22 protein-coding genes are annotated in these 20869 nt (G+C 68.2%); 11 read left to right on the forward strand and 11 right to left on the reverse strand.

Annotated features, from left to right (window positions below; genetic code table 11):
- Positions 1-26: 26 nt before the first annotated feature.
- The 3 genes from AB0I34_RS15005 (at position 27) to AB0I34_RS15015 (ending at position 2238) form a co-directional block, all read left to right on the forward strand.
- Positions 27-521: a MarR family transcriptional regulator gene (locus AB0I34_RS15005; RefSeq protein WP_360445200.1), complete on the forward strand. Its 495-nt coding sequence runs from the start codon at positions 27-29 to the stop codon at positions 519-521.
- Between the two features lie 290 nt (positions 522-811).
- Positions 812-1036, forward strand: a complete 225-nt coding sequence (locus tag AB0I34_RS15010) for a hypothetical protein (RefSeq protein WP_360445202.1) — start codon at positions 812-814, stop codon at positions 1034-1036.
- A 125-nt stretch (positions 1037-1161) separates the two neighbouring features.
- The gene (locus AB0I34_RS15015) at positions 1162-2238 is read left to right on the forward strand and encodes an aldo/keto reductase (RefSeq protein ID WP_360445204.1); all 1077 of its coding nucleotides are present in this window, start codon (positions 1162-1164) and stop codon (positions 2236-2238) included.
- Here the strand turns inward: AB0I34_RS15015 and AB0I34_RS15020 are convergent.
- The 3 genes from AB0I34_RS15020 to AB0I34_RS15030 are packed head-to-tail and all read right to left on the reverse strand — an operon-like array spanning position 2192 to position 5274.
- Entirely contained in the window at positions 2192-2428 is a 237-nt protein-coding gene (locus AB0I34_RS15020) for a hypothetical protein (RefSeq protein WP_360445206.1), read from the reverse strand. The two genes, AB0I34_RS15015 and AB0I34_RS15020, sit on opposite strands and share 47 nt — an antisense overlap.
- On the reverse strand, positions 2425-3741 hold the full coding sequence (locus tag AB0I34_RS15025) for a hypothetical protein (protein WP_360445207.1): 1317 nt from the start codon (positions 3739-3741) through the stop codon (positions 2425-2427). Before AB0I34_RS15025 ends, AB0I34_RS15020 begins: the two co-directional genes overlap by 4 nt.
- 57 nt (positions 3742-3798) lie before the next feature.
- On the reverse strand, positions 3799-5274 hold the full coding sequence (locus tag AB0I34_RS15030) for an NAD(P)/FAD-dependent oxidoreductase (protein WP_360445209.1): 1476 nt from the start codon (positions 5272-5274) through the stop codon (positions 3799-3801).
- Positions 5275-5342: 68 nt separating this feature from the next.
- On the opposite strand from AB0I34_RS15030, the gene AB0I34_RS15035 reads away from it, so the two are divergent.
- Complete coding sequence (locus AB0I34_RS15035) at positions 5343-6050, forward strand: TetR/AcrR family transcriptional regulator (RefSeq protein ID WP_360445211.1); 708 nt, start codon at positions 5343-5345, stop codon at positions 6048-6050.
- Positions 6051-6189: 139 nt separating this feature from the next.
- Here AB0I34_RS15035 and AB0I34_RS15040 read toward each other — a convergent pair whose 3' ends face one another.
- On the reverse strand, positions 6190-7101 hold the full coding sequence (locus AB0I34_RS15040; protein ID WP_360445213.1) for an aminoglycoside phosphotransferase family protein: 912 nt from the start codon (positions 7099-7101) through the stop codon (positions 6190-6192).
- Positions 7102-7160: 59 nt separating this feature from the next.
- Between AB0I34_RS15040 and AB0I34_RS15045 the strand changes: the two genes are divergently transcribed.
- The 7 genes from AB0I34_RS15045 (at position 7161) to AB0I34_RS15075 (ending at position 12584) form a co-directional block, all read left to right on the forward strand.
- The gene (locus AB0I34_RS15045; RefSeq protein ID WP_360445215.1) at positions 7161-7649 is read left to right on the forward strand and encodes an HIT family protein; all 489 of its coding nucleotides are present in this window, start codon (positions 7161-7163) and stop codon (positions 7647-7649) included.
- A gap of 80 nt (positions 7650-7729) precedes the next feature.
- Positions 7730-8629 carry an ABC transporter ATP-binding protein gene (locus tag AB0I34_RS15050; RefSeq protein ID WP_360445217.1) on the forward strand — a complete coding sequence of 300 codons (900 nt, stop codon included), beginning with the start codon at positions 7730-7732 and terminating at the stop codon, positions 8627-8629.
- Positions 8626-9360: an ABC transporter permease gene (locus AB0I34_RS15055; protein ID WP_360445218.1), complete on the forward strand. Its 735-nt coding sequence runs from the start codon at positions 8626-8628 to the stop codon at positions 9358-9360. The genes AB0I34_RS15050 and AB0I34_RS15055 overlap by 4 nt, the downstream gene beginning before the upstream one ends.
- 37 nt (positions 9361-9397) lie before the next feature.
- A complete protein-coding gene (locus tag AB0I34_RS15060; RefSeq protein ID WP_360445220.1) occupies positions 9398-10534 on the forward strand; it encodes a sensor histidine kinase in 1137 nt (378 codons plus the stop codon).
- The gene (locus AB0I34_RS15065; protein WP_360445222.1) at positions 10531-11139 is read left to right on the forward strand and encodes a response regulator transcription factor; all 609 of its coding nucleotides are present in this window, start codon (positions 10531-10533) and stop codon (positions 11137-11139) included. The genes AB0I34_RS15060 and AB0I34_RS15065 overlap by 4 nt, the downstream gene beginning before the upstream one ends.
- 41 nt (positions 11140-11180) lie before the next feature.
- Positions 11181-12278 carry a sulfite oxidase gene (locus AB0I34_RS15070; RefSeq protein ID WP_360445224.1) on the forward strand — a complete coding sequence of 366 codons (1098 nt, stop codon included), beginning with the start codon at positions 11181-11183 and terminating at the stop codon, positions 12276-12278.
- An 84-nt stretch (positions 12279-12362) separates the two neighbouring features.
- Positions 12363-12584, forward strand: a complete 222-nt coding sequence (locus AB0I34_RS15075) for a hypothetical protein (protein WP_360445225.1) — start codon at positions 12363-12365, stop codon at positions 12582-12584.
- Here the strand turns inward: AB0I34_RS15075 and AB0I34_RS15080 are convergent.
- From AB0I34_RS15080 to AB0I34_RS15110, 7 genes are all read right to left on the reverse strand, one after another.
- On the reverse strand, positions 12564-14024 hold the full coding sequence (locus AB0I34_RS15080; protein WP_360445227.1) for a multicopper oxidase family protein: 1461 nt from the start codon (positions 14022-14024) through the stop codon (positions 12564-12566). The genes AB0I34_RS15075 and AB0I34_RS15080 overlap by 21 nt on opposite strands.
- Entirely contained in the window at positions 14017-14430 is a 414-nt protein-coding gene (locus tag AB0I34_RS15085) for a hypothetical protein (protein WP_360445229.1), read from the reverse strand. Before AB0I34_RS15085 ends, AB0I34_RS15080 begins: the two co-directional genes overlap by 8 nt.
- The gene (locus AB0I34_RS15090; RefSeq protein ID WP_360445231.1) at positions 14427-14981 is read right to left on the reverse strand and encodes a DUF1707 domain-containing protein; all 555 of its coding nucleotides are present in this window, start codon (positions 14979-14981) and stop codon (positions 14427-14429) included. Before AB0I34_RS15090 ends, AB0I34_RS15085 begins: the two co-directional genes overlap by 4 nt.
- A 249-nt stretch (positions 14982-15230) precedes the next feature.
- Positions 15231-16586 carry a sugar ABC transporter substrate-binding protein gene (locus AB0I34_RS15095; RefSeq protein WP_360445233.1) on the reverse strand — a complete coding sequence of 452 codons (1356 nt, stop codon included), beginning with the start codon at positions 16584-16586 and terminating at the stop codon, positions 15231-15233.
- A gap of 10 nt (positions 16587-16596) precedes the next feature.
- Positions 16597-17478 (reverse strand): carbohydrate ABC transporter permease, encoded by an 882-nt coding sequence (locus tag AB0I34_RS15100; protein ID WP_360445235.1) that lies wholly within the window; start codon positions 17476-17478, stop codon positions 16597-16599.
- Positions 17475-18419, reverse strand: coding sequence for a sugar ABC transporter permease (locus AB0I34_RS15105; RefSeq protein ID WP_360445237.1), 945 nt, complete (start codon positions 18417-18419; stop codon positions 17475-17477). The genes AB0I34_RS15100 and AB0I34_RS15105 overlap by 4 nt, the downstream gene beginning before the upstream one ends.
- Before the next feature lie 36 nt (positions 18420-18455).
- Positions 18456-20579: an alpha-galactosidase gene (locus AB0I34_RS15110; RefSeq protein ID WP_360445239.1), complete on the reverse strand. Its 2124-nt coding sequence runs from the start codon at positions 20577-20579 to the stop codon at positions 18456-18458.
- Between the last annotated feature and the right edge of the window lie 290 nt (positions 20580-20869).

The raw sequence follows: 20869 nt of genomic DNA on the forward strand, positions 1-20869 counted from the left end.
CAACCATTGGCTGGGAGAATGTTTCCGTGACGACGAAATGGCTCGATCAGCCGGAGCTCGCGGCCTGGATCCGGCTCGCCTCGGTCCTCGAGCTGCTGCCGGGCGCCCTCGACTCCCAACTGCGCCGCGACAACGGACTCACCCACTTCGAGTACTTCGTGCTGGCGATGCTGTCCGAGGCGCCGGACCGCACGCTGCGGATGACCGCCCTCGCCCAGCACACCAGTGCCACCCTCCCCCGCTTGTCCCACGTCGTACGGCGGCTCGAGGACCGTGGACTGATCGAGCGCTTCCCCTGTCCGACCGACGCCCGAGCCACGAACGCTCGGCTGACCGACGCCGGCTGGGACAAGATCCGCGAGGCCGCCCCCGGCCACGTCGCCACCGTCCGCGAGCACGTGATCGACGCGCTCACCCCCGAGCAGGTCACTCAGCTGACGGCGATCACCGACGCGATCCTTACTCGCCTGGACCCTGAGGGCCGGATGTCGGACGTCTACCACCGCCACGACGGCAACTAGGTAGGTGTTCCACCCCGGTGCACTCCCTTAGACGCCCCCGGGCCTGGTCTAAGGGCTGTCTGGGTGGCGATATCGGTAGTTCTCCGCATGTGCGGGAACGTCTGGGTTGGGACTGTGTATCTACCAGACGTCCTCAGTCCTCAGGAGTGCATGATGCGCCAGATCCAGATCCAGATCCGCCGGAAGCCGAGCCGGCGGACGACCACCCGCCGTACCACCACCACGACGCTGGACCTCCGTACGCCGTCCGGCCGCCCGCTACCGTTCTGATCCACCTGTCCCGCCCGGAAATGTCCACGATCATGATGCTCAGACTGCATGTCCACCACGCCTTCGCCGGCGGTTGGTGCGCAGACATCGACGACGACCTCGACCGTCAGCCCGACGACCCGTTCTGGTGCGTCGACCAGTGGCCGACCCTGCAAGAGGCGCTGGCCGCCGGCTGCGCCCGCCTCGCCGAGCTCGCCGCCCACCCGAACCCGTCCCGCCTCAGCGCTCTCACCCTCGCCGCCTGACATCAGCCTGCGACGACAGCCCCGTCGGCAAGGGTGGGAAGGCCAGTCCCAGGAAGAGCCTTCCCTTACGCAGCGTGGTGGGCCGCGTGACAGTGGTGGCGAACGAGGGAGAGAGGACACCTTCAGTGGTCACCACACTTGACACCTACCGGCTGCTCGGACGCTCCGGGCTGCGGGTCTCGCCGCTGGCGCTGGGCACGATGACATTCGGACCGGACTGGGGCTGGGGCGCGGACAAGGACGAGGCGCAGCGGATCCTGGACACGTACGTCGACCGCGGCGGCAACTTCGTCGACACGGCGAACATGTACACCAACGGGACGTCCGAACAGCTGCTCGGCCAGCTCACCCAGGACCGCCGGGACCAACTGGTCATCGCCACCAAATACACCATGTCCACCCGGCCGGGAGATCCGAACTCGGGCGGCAACCAGCGCAAGAGCATGATGCGTTCGGTCGAGCGCAGTCTGCGCAACCTTCAGACCGACTACCTCGACCTGCTCTACCTGCACTCCTGGGACTTCACCACGCCGGTCGAGGAGATCCTCCGCGCGATGGACGACCTGGTCAGCCAGGGCAAGGTCCTGTACGCCGGCATCTCGGACGCGCCGGCGTGGCAGGTGTCGCGGATGCAGGCGATCGCCGACCTGCGCGGTTGGGCTCCGCTGGTCGCGCTGCAGATCGAGTACAGCCTGGTCGAGCGGACCGTCGAACGGGACCTGATCCCGATGGCGCGGGAGATGGGACTCGGCGTCCTACCGTGGTCGCCGCTGGCCAGCGGCGTACTCACCGGCAAGTACACGACCGCCGACCTGGATCACGGCGGGGGTCTGGCGGGCGTTGCAGGGACACGGAAGAACGTTGCTGCGGCCAACAATTCGCTCACCGAGCGGGGGTTGCGGATCGCTGACGTCGTCAAGGCGGTTGCCGAGCGCAACGGCTACCTGCCAGCGCAGGTCGCGATCGCCTGGACGCTGCGGAACCCCGGGGTCACGTCGCCGATCATCGGCGCGCGGACGGCGGCGCAGCTGGAGCAGAACCTGGGCGCGCTGGACGTCGAGTTCAGTGATCAGGACGTGGCGGAGCTGGAGGCTGTGAGCGCGATCGAGCTGGGCTTCCCGCACGCGTTCCTGAACCTGCCGATGACCCGCTCGGTCACCCTGGGCGGCCTTCAGCTCGAGCCGGCTCCGATCCCTCGCTGACTTCTGCGGGTCCGGCCGGCTCTCGGGGTGCTGCTGGAAGGTCACCGAGATCGGGATCCCAGTCGTCGTACTCGTCGTCCGAGGTCTCGGCCTCGTGGCGGCGGGCGATCCGGATGAAGGCGGCGATCAGCAGCACCGGACCGAGCACCATCGCGGTCTCGGGAATCCCGCCCATGTGCAGCGCGATCATGACGCTGTCACCAGCGCGATCCCGCCCGCGGTGAACGCGACCATCGCCGCCAGCATCGGGTACTGCGCCCGTCGTAGCTGCCGGCGGCGGAACAGCTCGGCAGCGCGATCGTGCGCGGACACGACCCCAAGTACGTGTCCGAGCACGATCGCACCGATCTGGACCGCGGCGATCAGCCCGGTACCGAGGAACGCGTAGTCGATCCGCATCCCGCTGGTCCCGAGCAGGTCCCATCCCCGCCCGAACGGATCCGTCGCGAGCAGCAGACCCTCTTGGCCCTGGAACATCGCGAACGAGAAGTAGTGCGCAACGGCGTACCCGATCGCGATCGGCACCAGCGAATGCACGAACGCTCCGGGCAGTCCGGCTCGCCCGACCGCGCCCGGCCGGATCCGCGCCGCGCCGGTCGTCCGCGACGCCAGCAGGAACAACCCGGTGACGATCGCCACCGCGACCATCAGGCCGAGCGTGTGTACGACGATGTGCTGCGTACGGCTGAGGTCGCCGGTCAACCGCGTCCACGCAGACCAGCGCGAGATCCCGTCGAAGGCGGTTGACCCGAGCAACAGGCACAGCAGGCCGACGATCCCCGGCTGTTGGGGCATCGTGGCCAGACCGGCCAGCGGGTTCCGCAGTTCCAGGCGACGGTCCGCACCACGGCCGAGCGGACTCAGTCGCGCCAGGACTTCGGCGTACACCTCGAAGCTGTCGCCGATGCCGAACCAGGCCGGTCCGTAGACGATGCCTGCGGCAACATTCACGACGGCGTACATCGTCGCGAAGATCGCGACGACGACCGGCTCGGAGCCGTCCGGATACGCAAGCTCGAGCCAGAGGAATCCAGCCAGCCCCGCGACCGCCGGCCAGTAGGCAATCCCTTCGGGCAGCCTCCGGTACGACGTCCTGCGCGCCAGGCCCGCGATCGTGCGGAGCGGATTGGCCAGGCGCCAGATCGGGCCGAAGACCAGCGAGAGCGGGATGATGCCGACCCAGATCCACACGTACAACCAGGTCGGCGCCGGGTTCAGAGCCGGCTCGCTGCTGCCGAACCAGGCGGAGCCGAGCAGTAGCGCGAGTGCTGCCAGCCCGGCGAGCTTGAGCAGCCGGCGCGTCGGCCTCGCATCGACCAGCCGGGTCAGGCATTCGAGCGACTTACCGGCGGTAACTTCGAAGCGCGGCCGTGACCAGAACGCGGCGAGGGCGAAGAACGAGACCGCCACCGCGGCGCCGGCGGAGTAGATCGCCAGCCACAGCGGCACCGGCAGGTCCCCTCGCCCGCCGATCCCGTGCAACGGCAGCAAGAGCACCAGCACGGGATCGCCCTCCGATCACCTCAGCTATCTGACCGATCGAATGTAACACGCTCGATGTCACATAGCGAGGGTCTGATAGTCAGCGGAGTCGAAGTGGCGGGTCAACTGGCGGAACCGGAAGGTGAACGACGGCCAGAGCGTGGTGTTGCGCCCCTCCGAGTCCAGATACCAACTGGTGCAGCCGCCGCGGGTCCAGACCGTGTTGCGCATCGAGGACCGGACGCCGTCGACGAACGCGCGTTGCACCTCCGGCCGCACCTCGACCCGCTGCAGCCCCTCGCTGTCCATCGTCTTCAGCGCGTCCAGGATGTAGGCGATCTGCGACTCGATCATGAACACCATCGAACTGTGGCCGAGGCCGGTGTTCGGTCCGATCAGCAGGAAGAAGTTCGGGAAGCCGGAGACCGCCGTGCCGAGGTGTGCCTCCATGCCGCCCGACCACGCCTCGCGCAGCGACAGGCCGTCGCGGCCGTGCACCATGTCCATCACCGGCAGGTCCGTCACCCGGAAGCCGGTGCCGTAGATGATCGTGTCGACCTCGTGCTTCACGCCGTCCGCGGTGACGATCCCGGTCGGGGTGACCTCGGCGACTCCGTCAATGACGACCTCGACGTTGGGCTTCGTGATCGCCGGGTAGTAGTCGTCGGAGATCAGCACACGCTTGCAGCCGAGGGTGAAGTCTGGGGTCAGCTTGGCGCGGAGGAGCGGGTCGCGGACCTGGCGTTCGAGGTGCTTCTCGGCGACCTTCTGCACCTGCTTCATGATCGACGGCAGCTTCGCGAACCCGAGCACCATCGACTCGCGGCCCCAGTAGATCCCGGCCCGGACCGCCTTCTGCACCAGCGGAAACCGGCGGAACACGGCCTTCTCGACCTCGGTGATCCTGCGGTCCGGCCGCGGCAGTACCCAGGGCGGCGTTCGCTGGAACAGGTGCAACTCCTCGACCTCCGGCTGGATCGCCGGCACGAACTGGATGGCGGACGCGCCGGTCCCGATCACCGCGACCTTGCGGCCGCTGAGGTCGAGGTCGTGGTCCCACTGCGCCGAGTGGAAGACCTCGCCCTCGAACGACTCGATCCCCGGCAGCTTCGGCACCGACGGCTCGGCCAGCGGTCCCATCCCGGACAGCAGCAACTGCGCGGTGAACTCACCCTGGCTGGTCCGGATCCGCCACTGCCCGCCCTCCCAGTACGCCGCCTCAACGGCGTGACCGAACCGGATGTGCCGGCGGACGTCGAACCGGTCGGTGACCTTGCGCAGGTAGTCCTCGATCTCGGGCTGCGGGGAGAACGTCGACGACCAGTCCGGGTTCGGCGCGAACGAGAACGAGTACAGATGCGAGGGCACGTCACACCGGCAGCCCGGATACGTGTTGTCCCGCCAGGTGCCTCCGACGTCGTCCGCACGCTCCAGTACGACGAAGTCGTCGTACCCGGCCTGCTTGAGCCGGACGGCCATCCCGATCCCGGCGAACCCGGTCCCGATCACCACGATCCGGTGATGCCTGGTCTCCCGCGCGACCTCGTCCGCCATCGAGCCCTCCAGCCTCGGGACAACAACTTACTCCCAGTAAGTTACTCGGAGTCAGTTAGAGTGTGCAAGTGACGTCCACCACGCCCAAAACACCCCCGGTGCCACCCAGCACCACCGCAGAATCCGGCGTGGAGAGCGGGGTGGTTGAGGGGATCGAGCCGCCGAAGCGGCGGCGGAATCGGGCGGCTCGGGAACGCGAGATGCTGGAGGCAGCCGAGCGGATCTTCGGCGAGCGCGGCTACCAGGGCACGTCGATGGACGACGTCGCGGCCGAGGTCGGGGTCTCGAAGCCGCTGATCTACCAGTACTACGGCTCGAAGGACGGCCTGTTCCTCGCCTGCCTCGCCCGCCTCCGTGCCCAACTCCTGGAGACCGTGTCCGACGCGGTGCTGGCCGCCACCGACGCCGAGGACGCGCTGTACGCCGGCTTCGTCGCCTGGTTCCAGTTCCTCGACGACCACCCGCACGCCTGGTCCGTCCTGATCGACGAAGGAATGCTCAGCACCAACCCCGCCGCCGGACCCGCAGCGGCCGCCACCGACGAGGTCCGCGCCGCCTTCATCGAACTGATCTCCGCGATGGTCCGGATGAACCTCCCACCCGGCCGCACCGCCGACAACGACGAGATCGAGATCATTGCCCAAAGCATCTCCGGCGCCACTGAACGCCTGGCCATCTGGCGCAGCCGGGTCCCCGCCCCACCCACTCCGGAGAAGGTCGCGCGAACCCTCCAGGACCTCCTCTGGCAAGGCCTTCGAACGCTCAGCACCACCTGACCAGCGGTACCGTGCCGCGGTGGATCTGTTCTCCGAGTCATGGGCAGCATTGCGTACGGCGGTCGCGGAGACTCCGACCGACGTCGAGCGGGCCGCCGCCGGCGAGCTGGCCGAGAGGCTCCCGCTCGTCCTGGCCTGATCAGCGATCGGCGGCGAAGTCCTCGAGAAGCCCGGCGATGAACTCCTGGCCGTCGCGCACCGCATCGGGGTTGCGGGTTCGGTAGTACGGGATCGCGATCAGTTCCAGGGACAGGACCCAACCGCGGGCGCGCACCCAGGTGTCCTGGTCGACCCCCATCGCGTCGCGGAAGGCCTGCCGGGATTCGGCGTCGAAGAGGTACCAGGCGGCCAGCAGGTCCCCGGCCGGGTCGGCGACCCAGGCGGTCCCGAAGTCGATGACCGCCGAAAGCTTGCCATCGGCCACCAACACGTTGCCCGGCATCAGATCTCCATGGATCCACGTCGGCGTACCGTCCCAGGTCGCGGCCAGCGACGCCTCCCACGCCGCGAGCATGAGTCCGGTGTCGAACTCGTCCCGCAACTCGTCCAGCGCCGTACGGAAGAGCTCGTCCCGCGGTGCCAGCGGCGTACCCCGGCTGAATGGATCGTCCGGTGGGACGGGTGCTCCGGTCGTGTCGACGGTCTGCAGGCGGTGAATGAAGTCGGCCATGTCCCTCGCCGCGGCCGCGGGGTCGACCTGATCCAATCGGAACGGCTCGCCCTCCAGCCAGCGGTACACACCCCAGGTGAAGGGATAGTCCGCGCCCGGCACGCCGATGGCCAGCGGCTCGGGTATGGCGAGTGGAAGGTCGGGCGCCAGGCGCGGCATCCAGGCCAGATCCTTCTCCACCTGGCCCTGATTCCCGGCGTTGCGGGGCAGGCGGACAGCCAGATCATCACCGACCCGGAACGTCACGTTGTCCGTGCCCGACGATTCGACCACCCGGATCGGAAGGCCGGCCCAGCTCGGGAACTGCTCCGCCAGTAGACGCGCCACCAACGACGCGTCGATATCCACCTCGTCGTCGTGCAACTTGCGAACCTTGGACACGGCACGGGAGCCTCACAGTCCCCCGCCCCCAGGTCAACTGATTCGATCGGAGTCGAAGGATGTTCAACCACGAGCCCACCGACTACGACTGCCCGTTCTGCCGGCTGGCGTCCGGAGGCGGAGACAGCCTCTCCACCCAGGACGACGTCGTACTGCGAACGGACCGCGCGCTCGCCTTCGTAGCCTCCCGCTGGTGGCCGAACAACCGCGGACACGTCCTCGTCGTCCCGGTCGCGCACCACGAGAACCTGTACGACCTCCCAGCGCCCGATGGCCACGCCGTACACGACGTCGTCCGCGAGATGGCCATCGCGATTCGCCACACCTACGACTGCGAAGGCGTTTCCACCAGGCAACACAACGAGCCGGCCGGCTACCAGGACGCCTGGCACTACCACGTCCACGTCTTCCCGCGATACCCCGGCGACAACCTCTACAACACCCGCCACCTCCCCAACCCCGCCACCCCCGAGGACCGGCAGCCCTACGTACGCCGCCTCGGCGCCTATCTGGGTGGGGGGAGGGAGGACCCTGAGGAAAGACCCTGAGGCCCGGCTGACGGATGTCATGGATGGGTCGTGACGAGCGATCCAGGGGCGGAGCGGCGTACTCGCGGAAGCTTTCAGGTATGACGACAACGACTGCGGTCAGCCTGACGGGCGTGACCAAAAGGTACGGGGCGGTGCAGGCGGTCGCTGGGGTGGATCTGACCATCCGGGCCGGCGAAGTGGTCGCGCTGCTGGGGCCGAACGGGGCCGGAAAGTCCACGACGATCGAGATGCTGCTCGGGCTGGTACGGCCGGACCAGGGCACCGTGCAGGTGTACGGCGGCACACCGACCGACGCGATCACGAAGGGCCAGGTCGGGGTGATGCTGCAGAGCGGCGGCATCATCGAGGACGCCAAGGTCGGCGAACTCCTGAACCTGGTCGCGGGCCTGCACACGAACCCGATGCCGGTGCGGGAAGCACTCGAGAGTGCCGGCATCGCGGACCTGACCGACCGGAAGATGAAAGGCCTGTCAGGCGGCCAGAAGCAGCGGGTGCGGTTCGCGATGGCGATCCTGCCGCAGCCGGAGCTGATCGTTCTGGACGAGCCGACGACCGGGATGGACGTCGAGTCGCGGCGCGACTTCTGGGCCTCGATGCACGCCGAGACCGCACGCGGCCGGACCGTGCTGTTCGCGACCCACTACCTGGAGGAGGCCGACTCGTACGCCGACCGCGTGGTGCTGATGCGCAACGGCAAGGTCGTTGCCGACGGCACCTCGGCGCAGATCAAGGCGAGCGTCTCCGGCCGGACCATCCGCGCGACCGTCCCGGGCGCCGACCTCGCGGCGCTCGCGTCCCTGCCGGGTGTCCGCACCGTCGAGACCCGCGGTGACGTCGTCCTGCTGCAGTGCGCGGACTCCGACGACACCTTGCGCTACCTGCTGAACAACACCCCCGCCCACGACATCGAAGTGACTTCCGCCGACCTCGAGGACGCCGTCCTCGCCATCAGCGCAGAGCAGGAGAGCCTCGCATGAACCGCGACTATCTGATGTTCGACATCCGCCGCACCCTGCGGAACCGGCGGGTGCTGATCTTCTCGATCCTGATGCCGTTGGTGCTGTTCATGATCTTCGGCCTGACGCTGCCGGACGACGCGAACGAGGGCGGGATCTCTGCGATCGCGTACGTGATGGTGAGTATGGCGATGTTCGGGTCGATGTCGGCCGCGATGAGCAGCGGCGGCGTGATCGCGGCCGAGCGCGACGGTGGCTGGAACCGCACCCTACGGCTCACCCCGCTGAAGCCGCAGGCGTATGTGACCACGAAGGTGATCCTGTCGCTGCTGCTGGCGATCCCGCCGCTGCTGGTCGTGTTCCTGTTCGGCCTGATCGTCGGGCACGTGCACCTGGACGCCGGGCAGTGGGTGACGGTCGCGCTGGTGTCGTGGCTGGGTGCCCTGCCGTTCGCCGCGATCGGCCTGGTCATCGGGTACGTCGCCAAGCCGGACAGCGTGCAGCCGATCACCGGTCTGGCCACGATGCTGATCGCGGCCTTCGGCGGACTGTGGCTGCCGGTGGACTCGATGCCGTCGCTGATGAAGCACATCGCCCAGTTGACTCCGGCGTACTGGACCGGTCTGAGCTCCCGCAGCGCGTTGACGGAGAGCGGCCTGGACATGCAGGCACTGCTGGTGGTGCTGGGCTGGACCGTCGTCCTGGGCTTCATCGGCCTGCGCCGGTACCGCGCCGACACCGCACGGGCCTGAGCGGCGCGAGGCGGATCCAGGGCATACCGTGACCACCATGACGCGGACGCCAACCCTGCTGGAATCGCTGGCCGAGCGCGGAGACCGCTCCGGCCCGGGCCGGTGGGGTTGGCTGGCGGCCGGAATCTGGCTGTTCTACCTGGCTCAGCCGTTCCAGGAGATCGCGTCCACCCAACATGGCGCGATGCGGGTGTTCGGCCTGGCCACGGTGATCCTCTTCGCGATCGCGTACCTCGGGTTCTTCGGCTGGCTGCGCCGAGTCGGCCTCGGGACCGGCGCCATCCCGATGTGGCAGCGGCTCGCGTACCTGGCCGGGATGCTGGCGCTGACGTTCCTGATGCTCCCGACGGCCGGCCAGAAGGCCCTCACCTGTCTGGTCTACATCGCGGCGATCGCGATGATGGCCCTCGACGTCAAGGTCGCGGTGCCGCTCGTGGCCGTGCTGCTCGGCGGCGCGGAGCTGTCGATGCGACTGGTGCCGGGCTGGACCGACGACGGGAGCTACGGGTTCGCGATCTTCCTCGGCGCGCTGGCCGTATTCGGGATGCGACGGGCGATCCAGCGCAGCATCGAGCTGACCGCGACCCGCCAGGACATGGCCAAGCTGGCCGTCCAGGAGGAGCGGAACCGGTTCGCCCGGGACCTGCACGACATCCTCGGCCACTCGCTGACCGTGATCACGGTCAAGGCTGAGCTGGCCGGCCGGTTGATCGCGGCGAACCCGGACCGGGCCGCGGCCGAGGTGGCCGATGTGGAGAGCCTGGCCCGGGCGGCGCTGGCCGATGTACGAGCGGCCGTCGCGGGGTATCGGGAGCTCAGCCTCGCGGGTGAACTGGTGTCGGCGCGGGCCGCGTTGCAGGCCGCCGAGATCAAGGCGGACCTGCCGACCACCGTCGACGAGGTGCCCGAGGACCACCGCGAGCTGTTCGCCTGGGTGGTCCGGGAGGGCGTGACGAACGTCGTACGGCACTCCGGCGCGAAGCGTTGCACGATCCGGATCAGCGCCAACCAGATCGAAGTACTGGACGACGGGAAAGGGCCGACGCCCGGCGGTGGTGCGTCCGGGCACGGCCTGGTCGGACTGCGGGAACGAGCGGACGAGGCCGGTGCGAGTGTCCAGGTCGGCCAGGCGCCTGGAAGCGGATTCCGGCTGGCTGTCAGAGTTGGCCCGTGAGTATCCGACTGCTGATCGCGGACGACCAGGCGCTGGTCCGTGGAGCCCTGGCTGCGCTGCTCGACCTCGAACCCGACCTGGATGTGGTGTCTGAGGTCGGTCGGGGCGACGAGGTGATCGCAGCCGCGAAGGCGACCACGCCGGACGTCGCCCTGCTCGACGTCGAGATGCCCGGGCTGGACGGTATCGAGGCCGCCGCCGCGCTGCGGACCGCCGTACCGGGCGTGCGGGTGCTCATGGTGACCACGTTCGGCCGGCCGGGGTATCTGCGCCGCGCGATGGAGGCGGGCGCGGCCGGTTTCGTCGTCAAGGACACGCCCGCCGCGCAACTCGCGGACGCCGTACGACGGGTGCACCAGGGGCTGCGCGTCGTCGATCCGTCACTCGCCGCCGAGACGCTCGTCGCCGGGACGAGCCCGCTCACCGGCCGCGAGTCCGACGTACTGCGGGCCGCCCGTGAGGGAGGCACCGTCGCCGACATCGCCAAGGAACTGCACCTGTCCGAGGGCACCGTCCGCAACCACCTCTCGGCCGCGATCGGTAAGACCGGCGCCCGGACCCGGGCCGAGGCCGCCCGCATCGCCCTGGACAACGGCTGGTTGTAACAGGTCGAGACCTCTAGGGTTGACCTAGGGGAGGGATCTGCATGTCAGTCGAGCAATTCAGTGTGCGGGGGCGGTTGGCGGACACCGGCGAAGGGATCACCGGTGACGAGCTGCAGCTCGCAGCACGTAATCACGGGATGCCCATGGAGGCGTTGCGGTACGACGTGACGCCGGCCGGACTGCACTACGTGCTGGTGCACTACGACATCCCGATGACGAACGCGTCCAACTGGCGGCTCACGGTCGGCGGCTGTGTCGAGGAGCCGTTGTCGTTCGGCCTGACCGAGTTGCGCGCGATGGGTCGCCGTACCGTCCGGGTGACGTTGGAGTGCGCGGGCAACGGACGGGCGGCGTTGCAGCCGCGGCCGATCAGCCAGCCGTGGCTGACCGAAGCCGTCGGTACGGCGGAGTGGACCGGGGTGCTGCTGTCCGATCTCTTGCGGGCGGCCGGGATCCGTTCCGATGCCGTGGACGTGGTCTTCACCGGTGCGGACCACGGGGTCGAGCGCGGGATCGAACAGGACTACCAGCGTGGGCTGACCGTCACCGAGGCGATCGACTCCGGTGCGATCATCGCCTGGGAGATGAACGGACAGCCGTTGCTGCCGCAGCACGGTTATCCGCTGCGCCTCGTCGTACCCGGGTGGTACGGGATGGCGAGCGTCAAGTGGCTGCGGTCGATCGAGCTGATCGACCACGCGTTCGAGGGCTTCCAGAACGCGGTCGCGTACCGGCTCCGCACCGAACAAGACGATGCGGGCGCGCCGGTGACCCGGATCGAGCCGCGCGCGCTGCTGGTCCCGCCCGGGTTCCCGGACTTCATGAGCCGGCACCGGTTCGTTGCCGCAGGCACCATCACGTTGGAGGGCCGGGCCTGGTCCGGCTGGGCGCCGATCGAGCGGGTGGAGATCAGCACCGACGCCGGCGTCACCTGGCAGACCGCCAAACTCGATGCTCCCGGCAACGACGAGTACGCCTGGCGGACCTTCACCCATGACTGGGAGGCCACACCCGGCGAGCATGTCCTCACTGTCCGCGCGTACGACGCCAGCGGCCGCGAGCAACCGATTGAAGCCCCGTGGAACCGCGGCGGTTTCGCCAACAACTCCGCCCAGCGGATCAGCGTTCTGGTGACCTGATCACTCCGCGTGTCGCTGGCCGATTCCGCGGTTCGCCCGTTCCATGCTGGAGACGTACACGGTCTCACTCCAGGGAGTGGTGCGGTGAACGAGCTGGGAACGGAGATCCACTTGCACGCGCGGGTGTTTCGTACTGCGGGCGAGTGGTACGCCGACATTGAGGACGAACTGGACCCACAGCCGGACAACCCGCTCTGGTACGGCTCCTACGACTCCCAGCGCGCCGCGATCGACGCAGCCTGTGCGCGGATCGCGGCGATGCATCTGGCTCAGCACTCCGAGCAGTCACTCGGGCTTGTTGGCTGACTTCCCGCCGATGCGGTACGGCGTGGTGACGCCCTCGTACATGAGGTGCGTCATCAAGCCCTGGGAGGCGTGCGGGAGGTTGTGGCAGTGGTCCATCCAGACACCGGGGTTGTCGGCCACGAAGGCGATCTCGTAGGTCTCGTCGTTCCCGACCTCGAGGGTGTCGATCCACCACGGTGAGCCCGTGGCCGCGACACCGTTGCGAGACAGCACGACGGCGTGATGACCGTGCAAGTGCATCGGATGCGCCTGGCCGCTGCTGTTGGAGATCTTCATTCGTACAACGTCGCCCTCGGCAACCATATACATCGGTACGTCGGGGTACTTGTGCCCGTTGATCGTCCACCACAGCCCCGGCACACCGTCGAGGAACCCGGGCCGCCGCCCGATCCGGTACTCGAAGTTCCGGTCGGCCTTCCCTGGGTCGAACCCGAGCGCGGCCGGCGTACCGTACTTCAGCAGATCGACCGTCTCCCCCGGCAGCTCGGCCGACGGCGGCTCGGCCCCCGCCGGACCGATCCCGACCGACACGTTGGCCGCGCCTGCCACCAGCCGCATCCCTCCCGCCGGCACCACGGCCTCGAGATCCACGCGGGCTCCGGCCGCCAGTGGGTACGCCGCGGTCACCGCCGTCGGACCGTGGAGGTCACGACCGTCCACGGCGACCACCTTGTACGGCGTACCGATCAGACCGACGCGCAGGATGGAGTTGTCCGTGTTCACCACTCGCAGTCGGGCCGTCGTACCGGCCGGCAGGTCGACGTGTTGCGAACCCGTCCGCCCGTTGATCGTCCGCTTCCCGTCGTAGGTGTGGATCGCGGCCAGGACCTCACCGGGTTCCTTGGGCGCGATCACGATCGTGCCGAAAAGGCCGCCCTTCACCTCGTCGGCAGAGACCTGGTGCGAGTGGTACCAATACGTCCCGGCCTGCTCGGCCCGGAAGCGGTACACACACTTCCCACCGACCGGTACGGCGTCCTGCGTCACCCCGGCCACACCGTCTTCGGCGTTGGGTACGTCGATCCCGTGCCAGTGCAGGGTGGCGCCGTCCTTGACGGATTCGTTGACCAGGGTGACCTGGACCAGGTCGCCGACCTTCGCCCGGATCAGCGGACCCGGCGAAGTCCCGTTGAGGGTGTACCCGTCGACCGTCTCACCGCTCGCGAGCTGGAACTTCTGCTTCCGCGCCGTCAGCGTCACCGCGACATCCGGCGTACCGGTCTGCGGGCCGGTGAGGTCGGCGACATTCATGCCGTGGTGGTGCTCGTGCTCGCCGGACTCCGGTCCGCCGCCGAAGTCGGCGTACCCCATCTCGGTCGGGGAATAGTCGCCGGGGACCAGGCTGGTCGCCCAGAGAAACCCCAGCGGTACGAGTACCGCCAGGGCGATCCCCAGAGCGATCAGCCGGCCCCGCAAGCGGCGCGGCTTCGGCTCAGCCACTGGTCACAGTCTGCCTGGGTACGGCGGCCCGTCGCGCGGCAGCACCCGCCACACCGGCGATCGCCAGACCGTTGATGCCGTGCAGGACGCCGAGCGCCGGCAGCCCGAAGGACACCACCGCGAGGACGAACTGCAGTGCGACCAGGCCGACCACGATCCCGGCCAGGGTCCGGCCGCGCGGGACATCGGTCAGGAACGAGACGATCAGGAAGATCAGCGCGAGCAGACCGATCGCCGTACCGGCGATGCTGTGGTAGCTCTGCCCGAAGTTGCTGTAGTCCGCCCCGATCGTCGTTCCGTCGTCGGCGTCCTTGGCGAGGGTGAACCCGGCCAGCGCGATCGCTGCCACCTGCAGCACCACCGCGATCGCGATCAGCAGACCTAAGGTCCGGTACGTCGCCCTCATGCGCGACGCTCCTGCCGGCGCTTACGGATCACGATCACCGCGGCCACGATCAGTCCGAACAACAGGATCGGCGGATGCCCGCCGCCCACGGTGCACCCGATCGACGCGATCAGCCCGAGCACGCCGAGCGCGATCAGCACCGGCAGCGGGATCTTGCCCAGCGGTCCCCGAGCAGCCCACTCCGGCCGCCCGCGTCCGACCTTGCCGCGTCCGCCGTTGCCTTGTCCCTTGCCTTGACCGCCAGACCCGCGTCCACCCGGCCCGGTCGCGCCGGCGGCGTACTCCGGCGAGGTCCACGGCGGCCGCTGCCAGCCCCACGGGCCGGTCCAGCCCTCGTTCGCGCTCTCGCCGGCCCGGTGGTCATCCGGCAGATCCGCGAACAGCGCGGCCAGCTCCCGGTCGGTCTTCGCTTCCAGTGCCTGGCCGACGCGCTCGGCGTGCTCCTCCGCGCTGAGCCGGCCGGCTTCGTAGTGCTCACCCAGACGCCTGACCGCGTCCTCGCGTTCGGTGTCGCCGATACGGATCGGTCCGCCCGGCCTCTCGTCATTCATGACACTCCTCGGTGCTCGACTTTGGCGATTGCACCAAGCGTGTCTTTCAATCCCCTGTCACCGCGTCGCCTCAGCGGCGGCATCTCACCTACCCCCGGGGGAGCACACTGCGCCCACCGACGCAGTACGACGTACTCCCCCGGGCGTACTGAAGAACGGGTAGTAGTTCGGGGTGGAACCAGGGTTGCGCCCCGATCCACGCTCAGGCGGCCTGGTGGCGGCCGGCTACTACCCGTCCTTCGGTACCACTCAGGTGGTGGCGGACAGGATCTGGTTGACGTCGTCGTTCGCCTTGGCCAGGGACGATGGTTCGGCCTCGAACGACATCACCGCGTCCATCGCCGGGGTCATGACCGCGGTGACGTCTGCGGCGTTCGGGTTGGCGGGGTAGGGGAAGACCTCCCCGGCCTCCACTGTCTCGAGGAACGGGGTCACGTCCCAGCCGTCGGCGGCGTACGCCGCCTTGGCCGCGGGCAGGCTGGCCGATACCGCGGGGAACACCACGCCGGCCTTGGCGACGATGTCCTGTGCGGTTTGCGAGCCGAGGAACTTCACCCAGGCCCAGGACGCCTCCCGCCGGGTCGTCCCGGCCCAGATGGTGTCCGCCAGCCCGTTCATCATCGACATCCGCTTCCCGATCGGGCCGATCGGCAGCCGGGCCAGCTTGGTCTTCACCTGCTTCAGTCCGGCGTACGTCGCCAGCATCCACGACCCGTTCGGGGTGATCCCGTACTTGCCCGCTCCGAAGCTCGTGGTCACGTCGACCCCGGACTTCGCCTGCGCGTACGTCGGCATGTACCCCTTCGTGATGAGCCCGCGCCACCAGCCGATCGTCTCGGTGAACTTCGGGTCGCCGTAGAAGAACTTCGTCCCCCACGGTTCGCCCTCGGAGTACTTCCAGCCGTTGATCGCGGTGTACCAGCTCCAGCTGGTCTGCCCGTCGGCGCCACCGGCATCGGCGTACCCGAGTCCGTAGACCTTGACGTTGTCCTTGTCGAACCCCGGCTGGTCACCGCGACGGCCCTTGGAGTCCACAGTGAGCCGCCGCACGATCTGCTCGAAAGTACCGCCGTCCTGTGGGTTCCAGGTCATCGAGTTCAGCTGCTCGGTGCTGATCCCGGCCGCCTCGGTGAAGGCACTGTTGTAGAAGTAGACCTCGGTGTCGAAGTCCTTCGGCAGTCCGTACCGCTTGCCATCGGCACCGATCCAGCGATCGGCCAGACCCTTCTGGTAGATGCTCAGATCAATGTTGTCCTTCGCAACATAATCGTCGATCGGCAACACCTGGCCCTTGTCCGCGAACAGCGGGTATTTCGACGAGTGTCCGGTGAACACGTCCGGCGCGGTGTCGGAGATGAACCCGGTGACCAGCTTCGACCAGTAGTCGTTCCAGCCGTACTGCTCGATCTTCACGCTGTACTGCGGGTTCTGCTCGTGGAACACCTTGGCGCACTGGGTGTACATCGGCAGCTGGGCGGAGTCCCAGAGCCAGTAGATGACTTCGCCCTCGCCGCGAGACGCGGCACCGTTGTTGCAACCGGCTACCGCCGACGCGGCGAGCCCGGCCAGCCCCGCCTTCAGCAGGGTGCGTCTGGAGAATGTCATGCCCGCCTCCTCACTTGATCCCGGAGAAACCGATGGAGTTGGTGATCCGCTTGGCGAAGGCCAGGAACAGCACGATCATCGGCAGCGCCGCGACCAGCGTCGCCGCCATCAGCCCGGCCCAGTCCGGTCCACCCTGCGGAGTCTGCGACCGGAACACGCCGAGCGCGACCGTGAGTACGCGGACGTTCTCCTGCTGACCCACCAGCAACGGCCAGAAGTAGTCGTTCCAGGAGTTGATGTAGGTCAGGATCGCCAGTGTCGCGATCGGCGCCGCACTCATCGGGATGATCATCCCGAAGAAGATCTTGCGGTGCCCGGCGCCGTCGATCATCGCCGCCTCCTCCAGTTCGCGGCTGATGCCGAGGAAGAACTGGCGCAGGAAGAAGATCGCGAACGGCGTCATGAACGCCCCCGGCAGGATGATGCCGGCGAAGCTGTTCAGCAGCCCGAGGTTCTTGATCAGCACGAAGTTCGGCAGCGTGGTGAAGATCGGCGGCACCATCAGCGCGGCCAGGAACAGCGCGAACACCTTGTCCCGCCCGGGCCAGCGCAGCCGGGCGAACGCGTACGCCGCCATCGCGCTGAAGAACACCTGGCACGCGGTCGTGACCGTTGCCACGACCAACGAGTTGCGCAGGTACAGCCAGAAGTTGACCGAGGCACCCGAACCGCCCTGCGCCTGGGCTTCCTCGATGGTCGACAACCCGAGCACCCGCTTGAACGCACCCAGGGTGGTCTCCACCGGGAGCAGCGAATTCGGGTGCCCGGCGAGCTGGGTGTTGTTCGACAACGCCGTACGCAACATCCAGTAGAACGGGAAGATCGTCAGGATCAGCAGCACGGCCAGGCAGACCCACGCGACGATCCGCCCCGGATTCAGTGGCTTTCTCATGCGAGGTCACTCTCCCTTGCCCGGAGCAACCGAAGCTGCAGCAACGAGACCACCGCGAGGATCGCGAACAGCACCAGCGCCATCGCCGAGGCGTACCCGAAGTCGAACCGGGTGAACGCGCGCTCGTAGATGTAGTAGTAGATGACCCGGGTCGCGTTGATCGGACCGCCCTGCGTGGTCACCGCGACGGTGTCGAAGATCTGGAACGACCCGATCATGGTGACCACCAGGACCATCACCAGAACGGGCCGCAGCAGCGGCAGCGTGATCCGCCAGAACGTCTTCCACTCGCCTGCCCCGTCCACCTCGGCCGCCTCGTAGACGTACGACGGGATCGTCTGCAGCCCGGCGAACACCAGCAGCGCGGTGTAGCCCATGTGCCGCCAGACGTTGATGCCGGCGACGGTCGGGATCGCCCAGTGCGAGTCGCCGAAGAACGCGACCGGGTCGATCCCGATCCAGGTCAGCCCCTGGTTCACGATGCCGACCTGGAAGTCGAGCATCCAGTACCAGACCAGTGCGACGACCACGTTCGCGACCAGGTACGGCAGCAGGATCGCCGCACGGACCGTGATCGACTTCGTCAGCCGGTACATCAGCATCGCGATGCCGACCGCCAGGACGGTCTGGACGCCGATGTTGATCACGACGTACTCGACGGTGACCACGAGCGCGTTCCAGAAGAAGCTGTCGTGGATCATCCGCCGGTAGTTGTCCAGCCCGTTGAACTGCGGCGCGGACAGCAGGCTGTACTCGGTGAAGCTCAGGTACGCACCGCGCAGGGTCGGCCAGATGTAGAACACGACGAAGCCGAGGGTGGCCGGGGCCAGGAAGATCATCGCGACCTTCAGGTCCCCCAGGCTTCGCCGCCGGGCAGACGGCGCCTGGGTATCCCCGCGACTGTGCTGTCTGTCAGGTGGAGCCTTGGTTGTCACGGTCACGGGGATCTCCTTTTCAGTCGGCGATCGACCGGGGGGTCAGTCGATCGCAGTCACATCCAGCAAGATCGCGTTCTCGGGCCACTGCGCTGGAAGGTGTACGCCGACCGCCGCCAGCGCTGCGCCGTTCAGCTCTACCTGTCCACCGTCGGCCGACCAGGCCGCCGCGCGCGACTCGGGCCCGGGTGTCACGGTCTCCTGCACCCGGTAGGTCCGCTGCGGGTCGAGGCCGGGCAGCCGGACCCGGCCGACGGCCGAGGTGACAGATTGCGTGAGCTGTACGGCGGCGTACACGGCGCGCGAACCGTCCTGCGCGACCACGCCGTGCAGCAGGAAGTCGTCCGGACCGCGGTCGGCGCGGACCACCTTGCCGGTGTGCAGCAGCGGCCGTAGCTCCTTGTGCAAGGCGACCCAGCCGGCCAGTTCCTGACGCTCCTCCGGCGAGGCGGACGCGATGTCCCACTCGATGCCGAAGTGGCCGAACAGTGCGGTGATCGCCCGGAACGACAATGTCTGCGTGCGGCCGGTGGTGTGCGCCCGCGGCGGGCCGACGTGGCAGCCGATCAGCTCCGGCGGCAGCAGCAGTTCCGTGTACCGCTGGATCGTCTGCCGCTCCAGCGCGTCGTTGCTGTCGCTGCCCCAGACGCGGTCGGTGCGCTCCAGGATGCCGAGGTCGACCCGGGCACCACCGGACGAGCAGGACTCGATCTCGAGGCCCGGGTGCCGACGCTTCAGCTCGTCGATCAGCCGGTACAGCGCGAGCGTCTGCTCGTGGATGCCGGCCGTCCCGGTCAACTGGTTGCCTCCGTCAACGAAGTCGCGGTTGTGGTCCCACTTCAGATAGGCGATGTCGTACTCGGTCAGCAGCGAGTCGAGCCGCTCGAGAATGTAGTCGTACGCCGCCGGTTCGCCGAGGTTCAGGCCCTGCTGATGACGCGCGGTCGGTGGCATCCGGTGGCCGGTGGCAAGGATCCAGTCCGGATGCTCGCGGGCCAGGTCCGAGTCCGGGTTCACCATCTCCGGCTCGACCCAGAGGCCGAACTGCAGGCCGAGACCCTTCACGTGGTCGACCAGCGGGTGCAGTCCCTTCGGCCAGATCCCTTCGTCGACGTACCAGTCGCCAAGACCGGCGTGGTCGTCACGGCGGCCGCGGAACCACCCGTCGTCCAGCACGAACCGCTCCGCCCCGACCTCGGCGGCGGCGTCGGCGAGCGCCTTCAGCTTGTCCAGGTCGAGGTCGAAGTAGACGGCCTCCCAGGTGTTCAGTACGACGGGACGCTCGGTCCGCGGGTGGACGGACCGGGACCGCAGGTGCTCGTGGAAGCGGGTCGACACCTGGTCGAGGCCGACGCCGTACGAACCGTAGAGCCACGGTGTGCTGTAGGTGCCCTGCGGTTGCAGGCGTCCCTCGCCGGGGAGCAGCAGTTCGCCTCCACCGATCACGGCGTACCCACTCATGCCGCGCTCGGCGTACGAACGGTGGTTGCCGCTCCAGGCGGTGTGCACGGCCCAGACCTCGCCGTCGCGGAAGCCGAAGCCTTTGGTGCCGGTCATCAGCAGCAGGGTCGCGTCAGCGCCGGTGCGGCCGCGGCGGTTGTCGCGAATGTGCGCGCCCTGCGTGAATGCGTGCCGCTGGGGGTGGCGCTCACCGATGTGCCGGCCGGTCAGGTCGAGCAACTCGGTCGCCTCGGTCGGAACCGGTAGCGCGAGCACCAGCCCGTCGACCGTGTACGGCGTCTCGCCGGTGTTGGTGAGGTCCGCTTTGGCCCGCACGAGGCCGGAGTCGGTCAGTTCGATGGTGAGGCGGAGCTTGATGGCCGCGTCGGCGTCCTCGGCATCGACCTGCACGGTGTTGTCGGTCTGCGCGACGCTGGCCAGCCGGAAGCTCGCGGAGAAGTTCTGCCCGTCGCGGTGGCCGCTCAGGCCCGGCAGCCCGAACCAGCCCGCGGAGTACTCCGGCACGATCGCGACCGGAAGGTTGTCGTCGAGACCGTTGCCGTCCTGTACGGCCCCGGCCCCACGCCTCAGTTCCAGCAGAGCCCGCTCGTTCAGCTCACCCAGATCCGCGCCCCAGTGCAGCACGGACGGAAGAGTGGGACCCGAGCAGTCCAGCACCAAGCTGACTCCGGCAGCACGAAGCTGCAGCACCTCGATGTTCGACACTGTTGATTCACTCTGCTTTCTGATTGATTTCAGGACGGAACTATTTACCCCGTCGGCCCAGATGTCAATGCTTCACGAAGTTAAGTAAATACCCTAGGGCTCAGCCGGGATTCTTTACAACGAAGGAAGACCGCCGACCCACCGGACGGCGCGATCCCACCGCCTCTGGTGGGTTGACCCACCGGACGCCGCGACCCCACCGCCTCTGGTGGGTTGACCCACCGGACGCCGCGACCCCACCGCCTCTGGTGGGTTGACCCACCGGACGCCGCGACCCCACCGCCTCTGGT

Source organism: Kribbella sp. NPDC050281 (genome assembly GCF_040655855.1).
Lineage (GTDB): Bacteria > Actinomycetota > Actinomycetes > Propionibacteriales > Kribbellaceae > Kribbella.